Origin of the sequence: Flagellimonas sp., assembly GCF_965222555.1 — a bacterium.
Lineage (GTDB): Bacteria > Bacteroidota > Bacteroidia > Flavobacteriales > Flavobacteriaceae > Flagellimonas.
Genome location: NZ_CBDCUG010000005.1, coordinates 1,664,705 through 1,679,974, shown reverse-complemented (window position 1 = coordinate 1,679,974; position 15,270 = coordinate 1,664,705). Strand labels below are relative to the sequence as shown.

Genomic DNA, 15,270 nt, shown 5'->3' with positions numbered 1-15,270 from the left:
TTGGCTCAGCGTTAAATCAGTATTGTGCTACCCAACAATATTCACAATCTTACCCGGTACTACAATAACTTTTTTAGGCGTACGTCCTTGCAGCTGTGCCTGTGTTTTTTCATGGGCCATTACAGCAGCTTCAATATCATCTTTGCCCATATCCAATGGCAACTCCATGGTGAAGCGCATTTTGCCATTAAAGGAAATGGGATATTCCTTACTGCTTTCCACCAAGTACTTTTCCTCAAATTTTGGGAATGGTGCTTCTGAAATGGATTCAGAATGATCCAATTTTTCCCACAATTCCTCTGCAATGTGCGGTGCATAGGGTGATACCAAAACAGCCAAAGGCTCCAAAATAGCCTTGCTGGTACATTTTTGGGCGGTCAACTCGTTCACACAGATCATAAAGGTGGACACCGAAGTGTTGAAGGAGAAGTTTTCAATATCTTCTTCCACTTTTTTGATAGTCTTGTGCAAGGTCTTTAAGTTTTCTGCGGTGGGTTCCGCTTCGACTTCGCTCAGCGACCCATCAACATAGGGGGAATAGAGTTTCCAAAGTTTTTTAAGGAAGGAATACACTCCACTTATCCCAGCAGTATTCCAAGGTTTGGATTGCTCCAATGGCCCTAAGAACATTTCATATAGGCGCAACGAATCTGCTCCATATTCCTCACAAATGGCATCGGGGTTGACGACATTGTATTTGGATTTGGACATTTTTTCGATTTCCCTACCTACAATATACTTTCCATCTTCCAGAACAAACTCAGCATCCATATATTCTGGTTGCCACTTTTTGAAAGCTTCAATGTCCAATTCATCCGAAGCGTTTACCATAGAAACATCTGCATGAATAGGAATAACATTGTTTTCTCCTTTCAGTCCTCTTGAGAATATCTTGTTCGAGTCCAAATCCTTATAAACAAAAGCACTCGTTCCTGTGATCATCCCCTGATTGATCAATTTTTTGGCAAACTCATCTTTGGGCGCAATGCCCTTATCAAACAAAAATTTCTGCCAAAAACGGGAATACAACAAGTGCCCCGTGGCATGTTCACTTCCTCCAATATAAAGATCTACATCCTGCCAGTAGTCAATCGCTTCTAGGGAATAAATAGCTTCGCTATTCTGTGGGTCCATATAGCGGTTAAAGTATTGGGAACTTCCGGCCCAACCAGGCATGGTATTCAATTCCAAAGGAAATACAGTCGTGTTGTCTATTTTTTCATTTTCCACTACGGAATTGGTTTCCGTATTCCAGGCCCAAACGGTGGCATTGCCCAATGGTGGCTCACCAGTTTCGGTAGGAAGGTATTTTTCAACCTCCGGTAATTCCAAAGGCAAATGTTCATCCGCAATCATTTGCGGTATTCCATCCACATAATAGACCGGAAAGGGTTCTCCCCAGTATCGCTGACGACTAAAAACAGCATCACGAAGACGATAATTGATCTTACCTTCGCCTTGTCCAATCTTTTCAAGTTCAGCTATGATTTTCTTTGTCGCTTCTTTATAGGGAAGGCCATTTAAAAAATCGGAATTGGCTATAACTGTATTGGCCTTATCGGCAAATGCTTCTTCCGAAATATCCACTCCCTCAAAAATATTGGGAATAGGAATATTAAAGTGTTTTGCAAAATCGTAATCACGTTGGTCCCCACAAGGAACCGCCATTACGGCCCCTGTTCCATAGCTCGCCAAAACATAATCGCCAATCCAAATTGGAATGGGCTCCTTGGTAAATGGATGCTCCGCATAACCTCCGGTAAACACTCCGGAAATGGTCTTCACATCTGCCATTCGATCACGTTCGGAGCGTTTGGCCGTAGCCTCAACATAGGCATCCACTGCCTCTTTTTGCTCCGGAGTTGTGATTTTCGCCACCAATTCATGCTCTGGTGCCAAAGTCATAAAGCTTGTTCCAAAAATAGTATCGGGACGGGTGGTAAAAACTGCAATAGTGTCCTCCGAATCCTGAACTTTGAATTCAACGTGCGCCCCTTCGGAGCGACCAATCCAGTTAGTCTGGGAATCCTTTAAAGGTTGTGGCCAATCAATGGTGTCCAATCCATCCAACAAGCGTTGGGCATAAGCCGTGATACGCATCATCCATTGGGTCATCTTTTTCCTAATTACAGGATGTCCTCCCCGTTCCGAAACGCCGTTCACCACCTCATCATTGGCCAAAACAGTTCCCAGCGCCGGACACCAGTTCACCTCAGCATCCGCTAAATAGGTCAGCCTGTATTTTAAAAGAATCTCTTGCTTGGTTTTATCGGAAAAATTGGCCCAATCTTCCGCCGAAAATATCCGCGTATCATCATCACAAACGGCTTCTACCTTTGTATTTCCAGCTTTTTCAAAAATGGAAATCAATCCAGAAATATCCTCAGCCTTATCTGTTTTTTTATTGTACCAGGAGTTGAACAATTGGATAAAGACCCATTGTGTCCATTTATAATATTGTGGGTTGGAAGTACGTACTTCACGGCTCCAATCGAATGAAAACCCTAATTGATCCAATTGCTCGCGATAGCGATTGATATTGGTCTCGGTGGTTATAGCCGGATGTTGCCCAGTTTGAATGGCATATTGCTCTGCTGGAAGACCAAAGGAATCGTAACCCATGGGATGCAGTACATTAAAGCCTTTATGTCTTTTATAGCGGGCATAGATATCACTAGCGATATAACCTAGGGGGTGTCCTACGTGCAATCCAGCCCCAGAAGGGTATGGAAACATATCCAACACATAATATTTTGGCTTATCCGAATCATTATGAGCCTTAAACGTTTGGTTGTCTGCCCAATATTTCTGCCATTTGGCCTCTATCTCCCTGAAATTGTAATTCATTTTATATCTTACTCCTTTGATTTGGCAAAAATAGGTTTAATCGTGCAAAGCGAAAAAGATAATCTGAGTTGCTCTGAAAAGCCCTAAATAAGCAAACCGTTGCAAAAATTGACCCCCGTACTTTCGGCTCTATTCTTTTGTTTCATTGTAAATGACATTGATGCGCAATTAGGATTTTGTAATGGTAATTCCGGAGACCCAATTTTTTTAGAAACTTTTGGAGCCGGAACCTCAAATGGACCGGCCTTACCCGCCGGAACCACCACCTACAGTTATATAAATGGACAACCTTTTGATGGTAGTTATACCATCTCCAGTACCACAACTTATTTTGACTGGTTTGACACCGATGACCATACCCCTGGAGATACCAATGGGAAAGCCTTTATTGTAAACGCCAGTTATACTGCAGGCGAATTTTTTAGGCGGACCATTGATGGGCTTTGTGAAAATACATCTTACGAATTTTCTTCGTGGTTGATGAATCTTCATCCGCAACAGGGCTGTAATGGCAATGGAATTCCCGTAAATGTGAAGTTTCAGATTTGGGACAACACCGACACCAATCTTTTAGCTTCGGGAGATACAGGAGACATTGTTGACAAGACCTCGCCTATTTGGGAGCAGTACGGTCTTGTATTCCAGACCTTGCCAGGGCAGACCTCCGTAATCCTTAAGATGCTCAACAATGGAGCCGGAGGCTGTGGTAATGACCTGGCCATTGATGATATTGTTTTTAGAACCTGTGGTGACCGCATTACCCTAACGGATGCTTCAAATAATACTGAAATCCTTGGTGTATGTCAAGAAAATGCTCCAACTTCTGTGGAGCTCACAGCCAGTCCAGATTTTTCGGTTTATAACACGCATGCCTACCAATGGCAACAAAGTACGGATGGTACCAGTTGGAACGATATTGCGGGAGAAAATAGCTCAACCTATACTTCCCCGTTGATTTTTGGAACAACTTTATTTAGGGTGAAGGTAGCCGAGGATCCTGTCAACCTTTCCAATCTAAAATGTAACACGGTATCTGATGTTTTTCAAGTTATTATTGAAGGAAAGCCAAATGCTCCTATCTCAGATGGAGATGTAAGTTTTTGTGCCGATTCCATGGGTGGGGTTTCTGCCTCGGTTCCCAATGGGATTACAGTAGATTGGTACGATTCTCCTACGGGAGGAAATCTTTTGGAAGCAGACAATCAGTTTTATGCCACTACTATTAGTGGGACCTATTATGCCGAAGCGGTAACCAAAATTGCAGGTTGTTTTTCTGACACAAGGACCGCTGTTTCCATCACTTTTAATCCTCTTCCAGTTTTGAATGATGAAAAGTTAATTCTGTGCGAAGATGAAACCCTGATTTTATCTGCAGATTTGCCTAATGCCACCTATTTCTGGAACACAAGGGAAACCACCCGTGAAATTACAATAGATAGCCCAGGAACATATTCCGTCAAAGTGACAGATTCAAATGGTTGTAGTGCCAATAAAACCATTGAAGTGGCTCAGATTGACAAGCCTGTATTGGATACCGTCGTCTCAGACCATAGGGATTTGACTATAATCACCAAAAACTCCGGCAATTTCGAATATTCCCTTAATGGGTTTATTTTTCAGAACAGCCCCCAGTTTGAAAACCTTTCAGGGGGAGTTTATATAGCGTACATTAGGGAAAAAGGCCATTGTGGCATAGTTCAATTTCCATTTGTCCATCTGGTAATCCCTAAGTTTTTTACTCCAAACGGAGATAACATCAACGATAGTTTTAAACCTGAAGGGGTTGAATTATTTACTGATTTTGAGATTCAAATTTTTGATCGTACTTCAAAACTCATAGCACAATCAAAAAGCAAAGATTATACATGGAATGGAACATATAACGGCAGGCCGTTACCAGCTTCGGATTATTGGTATATTCTAAAGGTTGACGAAAACTTGTTCAAAGGACATTTTGCACTGAAACGCTGATTCTTTTCCAATAAAAAGTTAAAAATTGCAATAGCAAAGAATTATAAGGTTGTTAATCCATACTTTTCTATTTTTACGTATTGATTTTTCCATATGGCCCAATATATTGAACGATATCAACGGAGAAGGCTGATTTCGTCTTATTTTTCAGTTGTTCTTAGTATTGCCCTAGTGCTTTTTCTTTTGGGCGTTTTGGGGCTTTTGGTCCTCAATACCAAAAAGTTAGCGGATCATTTTAAAGAACAGATTACCATTTCAGTCTTTTTAAAGGACAATGCCAAACCTGTAGAAATTGAACAACTTCAAAAAAGTTTGGCCATGGCCGAGTATACCAAATCGGCGGATTTTGTATCAAAGGAAGAAGCCGCGGAGCAGTACAGTGAAGATATTGGCGAGAATTTTATTGAGTTTTTGGGTTACAATCCACTTAAAAATGCGCTAGATGTAAATCTTAAGGCAGATTTTGTATCTCCAGAGCAGATTGCTAACATTGCTGAGGGCATTTCAGCAAAGGCATATGTGGATGAAGTAAGTTATGATAAACCTTTGATTTCTTTGCTCACCAACAATGCACGGAAAATTAGTTTGTGGATTCTTGTGGCCACTGGCGTTTTTACTTTTATAGCAGTGTTATTGATCAACAGCTCCATTAGGCTGTCCATATATTCAAAAAGATTTATCATCAAAACCATGCAAATGGTGGGTGCTACCAAAAAATTTATCCGAAAACCATTTATTTGGACAAATATTAAACTGGGGATGTTGGGTGCCACCATTTCACTTATTGCATTGGGAGTTGTCCTCTATCACGTGAACACCAATTTCCCAGAGCTGAATATTTTCCAAGATATAATTGTGCTCATTGTTCTCTTTGCTGGGATTTTTGGACTTGGAGTTCTTATTTCCTGGTTTAGCACGCATATAGCCACCCAACGTTTCTTGAATTTAAGGACAGACGATCTTTATTATTAACTTTACGCCATGAGTAAGAAAAATAAGAACATCCAAAAACCGACCAAAGAATTCATATTTCAAAAGAGAAATTATACTTTCCTGTTTGTCGGTCTGGCTTTTATTGCTTTAGGGTTTATTTTGATGAGCGGTGGCGGAAGCGATGACCCCAATGTCTTTAATCCGGACATCTACAATTTCAGAAGAATTCGCTTGGCACCTACTTTGGTACTTATAGGCCTTGGCATTCAAGTTTATGCCATTTTGTTGAACCCTGACAAAAAGAAGAAATAGTTTGGAAATTATTGATGCTATCATCCTTGGAATCATTCAAGGACTTACCGAGTTTTTACCTGTATCATCCAGCGGACATTTAGAACTTGGCAAAGCCATTTTGGGTGCAGATTCACTCCCTGAAGAAAGCTTGTTGTTTACTGTGATCCTCCATTTTGCCACAGCATTAAGTACACTTATTGTTTTTAGGAAAGATGTAGCAGAAATCTTTAAAGGCCTTTTTCAGTTTAAATGGAACGAGGAAACACAATTTTCCTTAAAAATTATCATTTCCATGATTCCCGCAGCCCTTGTCGGCTTCTTTTTGGAGGATTTTCTTGAGGTCTTTTTTGACGGAGCCATTATTATAGTTGGTATTATGTTATTAATCACCGCTGTTTTATTGTATTTGGCAGATTTGGCTAAAACTACGGATAAAGGTGTCTCGTACCGAAGTGCATTTGTTATTGGAGTGGCACAAGCAGTAGCTATATTACCCGGAATCTCACGAAGTGGCGCCACTATTTCTGCAGCTGTATTGTTAGGAGTGGACAAAAGCAAATCTGCACGTTTCTCATTTTTAATGGTAGTACCGTTGATTGTTGGCAAAATGGCCAAAGATCTTTTAAGTGGCGATGTTAATTTTGTAGGAGACCAAGCAATTGCTATGGGTGCCGGATTTATCGCAGCATTTATTGCCGGTCTGGCCGCATGTACCTGGATGATCAAATTGGTACGCCAAAGTAAGCTAAGCTATTTTGCCATTTATTGTTTAATAGTTGGTCTAATTGCCATTGCGTGGAGTATTTGGGGATAACCAACTAGCTCTAAGATTCCAATTAATAATCTATAATTCGCACGTGTTTGAAAACCAAGGACGATTTTTTAAACGGGCAGATTCTTTTGATTGACAAACCCTTGGAATGGAGTTCATTTCAAGCAGTGAATGCTTTAAAATGGGCTATTCGTAAAAAGTTCGACCTCAAAAAAATCAAAATAGGGCATGCGGGAACGCTAGATCCTCTAGCTACTGGTCTATTGATTATATGCACGGGTAAATTCACCAAAAAAATCCCAGAACTACAGGGACAAATCAAAGAATATACCGGCACGTTTACTTTAGGGGCAACCACACCCTCCTATGATCTTGAAACCGAGGTGGACGAAACCTTTTCCACAGAGCATATTACAGATGAGGATATAAAAAGTGCCACCAAGCAATTTCTTGGAGAAATAGTACAAGTACCTCCAGTATTTTCAGCCTTAAAAAAAGATGGCAAGCGCCTTTATGAGTTTGCCAGGGAAGGAAAAAAGGTAGAAATAAAATCACGGAAAATAGAAATATCCGAGTTTGAAATTGTTCAAATTGAAATGCCGAAAGTCCATTTTAGGGTAGTCTGCAGCAAAGGAACTTACATACGTTCTTTGGCCCATGATTTTGGCAAATCACTACAATCTGGAGCGCATTTATCCTCCCTCAGAAGAACCAAAATAGGTGATTTCAACGTAAGTAATGCTGTCACCCCAATGGTTTTCAAGGAAAATCTGTGAAATTATTATCTTTAATAAACAGGCTGGCATAACCCTTGGAGTAAAATATTTTTAGAAAAAAACGGTTATAATAGCACCATGAACCTAAACAGAAACCAGTTATCGTTTTTAATAACTTTTTTCTCCATGTCCCTCATTGTATTGTTGTTATACAATATTCATTTGGGCGGTGTGAAAGAGGAAGAGTATGTTATTGAAATGAGTTTGGCAGATGAGGATATTGAAGAACTTTTAAAAGAGGAGGAAGAACGGTTGGAAGAATTGGCGAACAATGACCCTATTAAAAGCCATATGGCCTTTAATGAAGCTGCAAAACCCTCTGTAGGGAATCCGGAACCTTTAAAGACTCTTGAGGAAATCATGGAAGAAAGGGCTTTAAACGGAGATGAAGGCGAATATTCGGATGCTGATGGTGAATTTGCCGAGCAACTTAAAGAGTTGGCTGCCAAGCGTGAAGAGAAAAAACAACTTTTGGGTGAGCGTGAGGCTCAAAAAGAAGAATTCACCAATAATCTAAAAGATAAACGCACCTCTATTTCATATTCTTTGGTAGATCGAAATGCCTATTCCCTTCCCCCACCTATTTACACATGTATTGAAGGTGGCAAGGTCGTTATCAATATAAAAGTCGACAATAACGGGTATGTTATGGAAGCGGATTTTAACGACCAAAGCTCTGGGACCAGCAATGGTTGCCTTGTGGACAACGCCATTGCCTATGCTCTAAAAGCGCGCTTTAGCCCAGATACCAAAAACGCACAGATAGGCACAATCACTTATCTATTCCAAAGGAAGTAGTTCTGAGATATCTGATAAGGTATTCTGCCCTTTATCTTTATTGTACCAAACCTGGAGTGCTTGTTTAAATTCGGAAGTTAAGCTTCCATGCTCTTTTTTAAATGCTTCCACCATCTGAGTTGCTATACTAGGTCTTGGACCCCACTCTTCAACCACTCTCTCCTCTTCATTGTCCCAAATAATCATCTTGGGAATGGAACGTGATCCGTTGGTCAAAAAATCATCCATCAATTCTGGATTCTCATCCCGCAATACAATTTTAAAATCAATGTTTGGATTTAATTCAGAAATCTTATTGATAACGGGAAGACTTGGTGCAGCATCTCCACACCAACTTTCACTAAGGACCAAAAACGTTAGTTTTGAATTTACGTTCGAAATCCTTTCCTGGATTTCGCTGGGCACCTTTAAGGTTTTGTCCCATCTATTCATCCTACGGTCATTCAACTCTGTATAATTCACTAGAGATTCAAGCTGTTCTCCTCCCGTGGTCTGACCATGCACCGCAAGTTGATGCACCAAATCTCTATATTCATCATAACTCATCCCTTCCGAAATACTCCTACGGATAAGCTCTGCCTGTTCTTTACTTGTGTGATTCTCTAACACTTCCATTTTAAAATTTTTCCAAAATTAAAAGTCTCAACCTTCTTATTTTGTGACTTTTGTCACATTGGTTGTATTCTTTACCTAAAACTTACAAACATCAATTTGCATGGAATCTAAAATGGAAAAGAAGCAAATTCTTTAAGGGTACCATGGTTGTTTTTTGTTGATATTATGTATTGAGGAACCTTTTCTTTACCATGCCTCCTTTGGTATCATTAATACTGTTCATGACCACAAATGCCTTTTTATCTATCTTTTCAATTTCAATGTGCAGCTTTCTAATTTCCAAGCGAGTGATAACGGTATAAATAACATCATATTCGTTCTGCTTTCCATTTTTACCATACCCCCCCTTTGCTTGGTATATGGTAAGGCCCCTGCCCATTTTCTCAATAACCATTTCCCGGATTTGCTCACTTTCGTCAGATATAATGGTCACTCCCGTATATTCCTCAATCCCTTCAACTACAAAGTCCAAGGTTTTTGAAGCTGCCAAATAAGTGAGCATGGAATATAAAGCCGCCTCAATGGACAACAGATAAGCCGCCGCCATGAAAATAACAACATTGACCAGAATTATAACATCACCAATTTTAACTCCCCATTTTCTGCTAAGAAAAATAGCCAAAATCTCTGTGCCATCCAGAACACTACCTCCTCTAATTGACAATCCAATACCAGCACCAAGAAAGAAACCTCCAAAAACAGCAACCAACAACTTATCCTGGGTCACTTCCGGAAAATCAACCGCAAACAAAACGAGGGCCAACCCCAAAATGGCGATAATGGCCTTTATGGCAAATTGACGTCCAATAGCTCTAAAAGCCATAAAAATGAAAGGCACATTCACAATAATAATCAAGACCCAAAGTGGTATTTGGGTAATTTCAGTAATCAATAGGGAAATACCAGTTGCACCGCCATCTATAAATCTGTTTGGCAACAGAAAACTCTCCAACCCAAAGGCTGCAGAGCAGATTCCTGCGACAATAAAAAACGCATCTTTTACATAAAGGTTGATGGACATCAAGTTTAAACCAACCTTTTTAGGAGTTTCTTTCTTCTTATTTTCTTGTTCCATCGTGTGTGTATTACAAATTCAAAGGGTTAATTGCCAAGCTCTTAAAAAGCATTGCCTTTGCATAAAAGAACTTGTTCTGCATTTGGTTTCGCTTTAGATAGGCGTCAATAAGCTTGCTTTCGCGGGAATTGATTAAAAACAATGAGCTTTCACCAAAGCCAAATTTTCGCTCTTCTGCGGCCAGTAATGTACCATAGTCTTCCACAATGTCAGCGATCAATTGATTCTGAACAGTATATGAATCCAATTCGCGATATATTGCCAACACTTTGTTCTGAATCTCAATAAAGGCATTATCCCTCTCAAACTCGGCATCCCTAAGTTTAAACTTGACCAGTTTTAAATCGCCACGTTCCTTTCTTAAAAACAGCGGAAGCTTAAAAGTGACCCCTCCTTTAAATGCCTCTACATCAAAAGAATTGATATTTTTGGGTGTTTCGGATAAAAAATTGTACTCCACATCCAATTTTGGCAATAATTTGTTCGCCTTGAAACGCTTTTCCACCACAAGTCCATCAATCTTATATTCCAAAGATCTTAGCTTGGGATGATTCCCCAGCACAAAACTGTCCAAAGAACGGCCCATTATTTCCAAAGTAAGGTCTATGTCTCTTTCAACATTGATTTCAGGAACGACCTCTGCTTGAAGCTCTACGGGAACATCATTTATCCATAGAAAATTAGAAAGCTCCAAAGATTTTTTCATAAGCTTTACGTTGCTCTGTTCCAAACTCAAAGCTCTGTTCTGTACGGCAATTTTGGCCTCAACGGTATCGATCATGGCAATTTCACCTGCCATTGCGCTTTTTTTCACCCCGCCAAAGCGTTCCTCCGCATTCCTTAAAAAATCTTGGAAGACCTGTTGATCCCTATAAGCTTGCAACCAATCAAAATATGCCAAGGATGCCTTGTAGAGCACTTCATTTACCAAAATATCTTGGTCTGCCTTGGATTGTTCCCGATAAAATTTTGCCTTGCGCAATGTGGCCATACGCTTGTTCACCCAAAAACCTTGGCCCAACGACATGGAAATTCCTGCACTGTACAAGCCATCTGCCGGAAGGGTTTCATCTGGATTGATGAATTGTCCTTCTCTGTTTTCATAACTCCCCTTTAATTCTATTCCAAACCAAGTGGGAATTTTAAATGTTGTATTAAGCCGGTCCCAATATTCGGTTCCCTTAAATTCCTTCCGGTCATAATCCACTTCAATCTTGGGGTCAAAACCACCTCGGGCCTTCATCAAATTCGCCTGTCCAATAGCAATGGTAAGTTGGGCTTGTTTTGCCACGGGATGATATTTTTTCACATACCCCAAATACTCCTTAAAATTGAGCACTGTAGTTTCTTGTTGACCGTACAGCTGTGTGGCAACAGAAAGAAAGAATAGGCAGAAAAGAATGTTGAATCTATTTCTTGTTAACATCGGCCACCTTGTTTTGGGGTTGATAATAGTTAGGAGGAAAACCGTTCAATTGTCTCCACAACTCAAACCAAATGGGCACATCTTCCAATAAAGCCATGGTATTGGCTCCCGATCCAACTCTAATATCTTTGGGCCAAGGTACATCTTCATGGTCTGGTGCCAACAGCACCCTATATTTTCCGTTATCGCTGATAAACGTTTCAATAGCGACCACTTTTCCGCCAAATGTTCCAAAAGAAACGTTAGGCCAACCGCTGAAAACAATAGCAGGCCAGCCATCAAATTGAATACGTACCTTTTCACCAATGTGCAACAACGGCAAATCAATGGGCTCAACATAGGTTTCCACCGCCATATCATAATCTGCCGGCATGATTCCCACTAAACGATCTCCTTCCTTAAAAGTCTCTCCAATTCCCGATTGCAGTGCCTTGTTGATGAATCCACTTTGTGGTGTGCGGATGTACAACAAACTATTTCGCATTTCATAATTGGTGTATTCATTTTCCAATTTGGTCACTTGGGCCTCAGAATCAAATTGGTTGGACTGAGCGGTAAACTTATTGCTCTTTGCTTTTGAAATCTTGTCGGTATACTCTGCCTGCACCCTATTGATTTCGACCTGGGCATTAATAACATTGTTTTTACTGGCCAATAATTTGTTCTCCTGCGAAATGAGCTTTGCTTGGGTATCTTGCAGCTTTAAACGTTTGGCTTCTACATCCGTTATGGCCTTTAGTCCTTCTTTCTCCAATTGGGAGATACGATCATATTGACGCTGGGCAATGGTGATATTCGTTTTTGCCGTCTCCAAATCAATACTGTCGCTTTGGACCTTGAGTTTGGATTGCATCAATTTGTTTTTAGCCTGTTCCAATTTCAGTTTGCGTTCATTAGAGAGGGCCCCTATTTGAGTGTCCAAGGCTTTCACTTTTTCTTGGTACGAGGTCACTGCCATGCTCTTGGCCTGTATTTGTTGGCCGGTTCTCTCTACCAAATTGGGGTCAAAATATTCACTTTTGATTTCCGAAATATGTAAAATTGTATCTCCCTTTTTTACAAAGTCCCCTTCTTGAACATACCATTTTTCAATACGACCGGGGATTGGGGATTGTATGGTCTGCGGACGTTGGTCGGGCTTTAATGTTGTCAAATATCCCTTGCCAGAAATGTTCTGGGTCCATGGCAGAAACAGCACAATGATGGTGATGACAAAAAATGCCGCCAAAAACCTATTGAAATGTTTGTAGTGGGTTTTATGAAAAACTTTTACGCCCGACTTATATCCAGTTAGGTCTACCTTTTGATTCAATTTATTATGTGAAATGTTCAGCATACCCTCTATCTTTCATTTATCAATTTTCCATTTTCAACCGTAATTATGCGCTCGCAACGTTCTATCCATTTGGGATTCTCACTTACTATTACCAAGGCCCATTCGTTGGCACTATCCGTTAAAAAGTTCATAATCTCTGTAGCTTCTGTATCACCAAATTGATCTAAAGGATCTTTCAGAATCAAAAGTTTGGGTTTTGCAACTATGCTACGTGCCAAAACAATCTTTTTGGAAACGGTGTAGGGGATTTGTCTGCCTTCAGGGTATAAAACTGTATTCAATCCTTGGGGCTGCTCTTTGACAAATTGGGTCAATCCGGTTTTTTTCATGGCCCAGTACACATCTTCCCTTGGAATATCCTCATTTCCAAAAGTGATGTTGTTGAGAATGGTTCCTTCAAAAGGCGATTCTTCACTTAACGATTGTCCTATTTGGAAACGATAATCATTAAGGTTTACACCTTGCAGTGCTACATCGTCAACAAATATTTTACCCTGATCCGGTTCTAGAATCCCTGCTATTAACCGCAACAAAGTAGATTTACCGGAACCACTTGAGCCTTGCAACAAGGTGGTGCTGGAAGGTGTAATTGTCAAGGAAACATCGTCTACTATTTTTTTCCCGCTATCTGGCACTTTATAAGAAACATCTTGAAGTTCAATAGTGAATCCTTCTCCTTTGGCAAAAGGTTTCTCCCCGTTTTGTGGCTCCAGTTCCTTATCCACAACCTGACCTAATTTTTCAAGGGATGTCAGTAAATCATAAAAGGTTTCCAATCCCAAAATCATCTTTTCCACGGAGCTTATCACCAAAAGAATGATGATTTCAGCAGCCACAAACTGCCCAATGTTCATTTCTTGGTTCAACACTAAAAGTCCTCCTATCAAAAGAAGTCCTGCAGTTACCAAAACCTTGAACCCGATCATCTGCACAAACTGCAGAACCAATATTTTAAAATGACTTTCACGTGCCTCCAAGTAATTGGCAACCAGAGTGTCATTTTTGTCAATGGCATGGGTTGTTTTTCCAGAAAGTTTAAAACTCACCAAGGACCTGGCAATTTCCTGAATCCAATGGGCCACTTTGTACTTGTTTTTGCTTTCATCCAAACTGGTCTCCAATCCGCGTTGCGCCGTAAATTTGAAAACAACATAAATGAGCAGGAGAAGGAGCAGACCGTAAATGATAAAAAAGGGATGATAAAAAGACAGTAGCAAAAGCCCAAATACTATTTGCAGGAATGCCGCAGGGAAATCAATCAGAATTTTTGATAGCCCTTTTTGAATGGTCAACGTATCAAAAAACCGATTTGCCAATTCGGGGGGATAATAATTGGTTAGTTGACTCATTTTAATTTTGGGAAACCGGTAGGCAAACTCGAACGAAGCCCTGGTGAATATTTTTTGTTGGATATTCTCAATGATCCTGATTTGCATCAACTGCAATGCCCCAACAAAAGCAACCCCAAGCGTGACCAATGCCACCAAAACAATCCATGAGGTGCTTACTTGAGCTCCTTGTATTAAATTGATTATCGCCTGAATTCCCAAAGGAAGTGAAAGGTTTACCACACCTGCAAAAACGGCGTAGTAAAAAACTTGCAATACATCCTTTTTATCCAAAGTCAACATCCCAACAAGACGTTGCCAAGCAGTTAGAATGTTTTTTTTAGCCATACGAATTTTGGTTAAGAGCCCTAAAGACCAGATCGGTAAAATATTCTGTTGGGGTAGTGCTATCATTGCAATCCGTGAGCATTGGAAAATGCTCTTTTAAAAAGTACTGGTGCAACGACCCTTCAAGGACGGTACTGGCCAAACTTGAAGGATAAGGGTAGCTGCCATCCACAGCGGCTATCATTTCATGCAACCGATTCACCAGTCTTTTATAGATTACAAAATAACCCTCCTTATTTTCCTGATCCACTTCTTTGGTCAAGTAAGATTTGGAGTATTCATTGATTACTATTTTATTAAGCAGTACTTCATTTATATGGGAGAAAGTCACGTCTTTTTTTACTGTATGTGTTAGGATTTCCAAGGCTTTTTTCAGCTTTTCGGTTTTGTCCGTCATACCCGTTGTGGCGAACACCATCTTGTATTCCACCCAGCCCCAGTACCAAGAGGCCAAATACAGTAATAGTTTGTGCTTGTTTTCAAAATAGCGATAGATGGAGCTTTCATTGGATTTGATTTGCTCTCCAAGTTTTCGGAACGTAAAGCTTTCAAAGCCCATTTCATCAATCATCAAAATACTTTGTTCAATAATCCGTTTCCCCAAATCCGAAGATTCAGGGTCTTTCACATAGATTTTATCATTGATTCCTATACGTATTGATTGCATTAACCTTTCCATGATCACATTTTGATATATTTCCTCACAAATATAATAGTATTACTATCAATATATAATAGTTTAACTAATATT

Annotated in this window: 13 protein-coding genes; 6 read left to right on the top strand and 7 right to left on the bottom strand. The window is 40.2% G+C overall.

All coding sequences use genetic code 11. The features are described from left to right. Window positions 1-27 precede the first annotated feature (27 nt). Window positions 28-2,847: a leucine--tRNA ligase gene (leuS, locus tag ACOQO1_RS15965; protein WP_420603883.1), complete on the bottom strand. Its 2,820-nt coding sequence runs from the start codon at window positions 2,845-2,847 to the stop codon at window positions 28-30. Window positions 2,848-2,946: 99 nt separating this feature from the next. On the opposite strand from leuS, the gene ACOQO1_RS15960 reads away from it, so the two are divergent. The 6 genes from ACOQO1_RS15960 to ACOQO1_RS15935 all read left to right on the top strand — a co-directional run bounded on the left by ACOQO1_RS15960 (window position 2,947) and on the right by ACOQO1_RS15935 (window position 8,391). After that, window positions 2,947-4,818, top strand: a complete 1,872-nt coding sequence (locus ACOQO1_RS15960; RefSeq protein ID WP_420603882.1) for a T9SS type B sorting domain-containing protein — start codon at window positions 2,947-2,949, stop codon at window positions 4,816-4,818. A 93-nt stretch (window positions 4,819-4,911) separates the two neighbouring features. After that, entirely contained in the window at window positions 4,912-5,790 is an 879-nt protein-coding gene (locus tag ACOQO1_RS15955; RefSeq protein WP_420603881.1) for a cell division protein FtsX, read from the top strand. A gap of 9 nt (window positions 5,791-5,799) precedes the next feature. Next, entirely contained in the window at window positions 5,800-6,063 is a 264-nt protein-coding gene (locus ACOQO1_RS15950; protein ID WP_420603880.1) for a DUF3098 domain-containing protein, read from the top strand. Between the two features lies 1 nt (window position 6,064). Continuing rightward, entirely contained in the window at window positions 6,065-6,859 is a 795-nt protein-coding gene (locus ACOQO1_RS15945) for an undecaprenyl-diphosphate phosphatase (RefSeq protein WP_420603879.1), read from the top strand. 47 nt (window positions 6,860-6,906) lie between these two features. After that, complete coding sequence (gene truB / locus ACOQO1_RS15940; protein WP_420603878.1) at window positions 6,907-7,593, top strand: tRNA pseudouridine(55) synthase TruB; 687 nt, start codon at window positions 6,907-6,909, stop codon at window positions 7,591-7,593. Window positions 7,594-7,671: 78 nt separating this feature from the next. Then, window positions 7,672-8,391, top strand: coding sequence for a hypothetical protein (locus tag ACOQO1_RS15935; RefSeq protein WP_420603877.1), 720 nt, complete (start codon window positions 7,672-7,674; stop codon window positions 8,389-8,391). Here ACOQO1_RS15935 and ACOQO1_RS15930 read toward each other — a convergent pair. The 6 genes from ACOQO1_RS15930 to ACOQO1_RS15905 form a co-directional block, all read right to left on the bottom strand. Then, window positions 8,374-9,006 carry a thioredoxin family protein gene (locus tag ACOQO1_RS15930; protein WP_420603876.1) on the bottom strand — a complete coding sequence of 211 codons (633 nt, stop codon included), beginning with the start codon at window positions 9,004-9,006 and terminating at the stop codon, window positions 8,374-8,376. The two genes, ACOQO1_RS15935 and ACOQO1_RS15930, sit on opposite strands and share 18 nt — an antisense overlap. 163 nt (window positions 9,007-9,169) lie before the next feature. Then, window positions 9,170-10,027 carry a YitT family protein gene (locus ACOQO1_RS15925; RefSeq protein ID WP_420604339.1) on the bottom strand — a complete coding sequence of 286 codons (858 nt, stop codon included), beginning with the start codon at window positions 10,025-10,027 and terminating at the stop codon, window positions 9,170-9,172. A gap of 64 nt (window positions 10,028-10,091) precedes the next feature. Further along, window positions 10,092-11,507: a TolC family protein gene (locus ACOQO1_RS15920; RefSeq protein ID WP_420603875.1), complete on the bottom strand. Its 1,416-nt coding sequence runs from the start codon at window positions 11,505-11,507 to the stop codon at window positions 10,092-10,094. After that, window positions 11,491-12,843, bottom strand: coding sequence for an HlyD family secretion protein (locus tag ACOQO1_RS15915; protein WP_420603874.1), 1,353 nt, complete (start codon window positions 12,841-12,843; stop codon window positions 11,491-11,493). Before ACOQO1_RS15915 ends, ACOQO1_RS15920 begins: the two co-directional genes overlap by 17 nt. 5 nt (window positions 12,844-12,848) lie before the next feature. Beyond that, a complete protein-coding gene (locus ACOQO1_RS15910) occupies window positions 12,849-14,519 on the bottom strand; it encodes a peptidase domain-containing ABC transporter (RefSeq protein WP_420603873.1) in 1,671 nt (556 codons plus the stop codon). After that, entirely contained in the window at window positions 14,512-15,198 is a 687-nt protein-coding gene (locus ACOQO1_RS15905) for a TetR/AcrR family transcriptional regulator (protein WP_420603872.1), read from the bottom strand. Before ACOQO1_RS15905 ends, ACOQO1_RS15910 begins: the two co-directional genes overlap by 8 nt. Between the last annotated feature and the right edge of the window lie 72 nt (window positions 15,199-15,270).

What these genes read in the sequence shown, in the direction of transcription:
- ACOQO1_RS15915 (WP_420603874.1), bottom strand. Translation starts at nt 12,843, where the DNA reads ATGCTGAACATTTCACATAATAAATTGAATCAAAAGGTAGACCTAACT.
- ACOQO1_RS15930 (WP_420603876.1), bottom strand. Translation starts at nt 9,006, where the DNA reads ATGGAAGTGTTAGAGAATCACACAAGTAAAGAACAGGCAGAGCTTATC.
- ACOQO1_RS15925 (WP_420604339.1), bottom strand. Translation starts at nt 10,027, where the DNA reads ATGTCCATCAACCTTTATGTAAAAGATGCGTTTTTTATTGTCGCAGGA.
- ACOQO1_RS15920 (WP_420603875.1), bottom strand. Translation starts at nt 11,507, where the DNA reads ATGTTAACAAGAAATAGATTCAACATTCTTTTCTGCCTATTCTTTCTT.
- ACOQO1_RS15955 (WP_420603881.1), top strand. Translation starts at nt 4,912, where the DNA reads ATGGCCCAATATATTGAACGATATCAACGGAGAAGGCTGATTTCGTCT.
- ACOQO1_RS15905 (WP_420603872.1), bottom strand. Translation starts at nt 15,198, where the DNA reads ATGGAAAGGTTAATGCAATCAATACGTATAGGAATCAATGATAAAATC.
- ACOQO1_RS15950 (WP_420603880.1), top strand. Translation starts at nt 5,800, where the DNA reads ATGAGTAAGAAAAATAAGAACATCCAAAAACCGACCAAAGAATTCATA.
- leuS (WP_420603883.1), bottom strand. Translation starts at nt 2,847, where the DNA reads ATGAATTACAATTTCAGGGAGATAGAGGCCAAATGGCAGAAATATTGG.
- ACOQO1_RS15935 (WP_420603877.1), top strand. Translation starts at nt 7,672, where the DNA reads ATGAACCTAAACAGAAACCAGTTATCGTTTTTAATAACTTTTTTCTCC.
- ACOQO1_RS15910 (WP_420603873.1), bottom strand. Translation starts at nt 14,519, where the DNA reads ATGGCTAAAAAAAACATTCTAACTGCTTGGCAACGTCTTGTTGGGATG.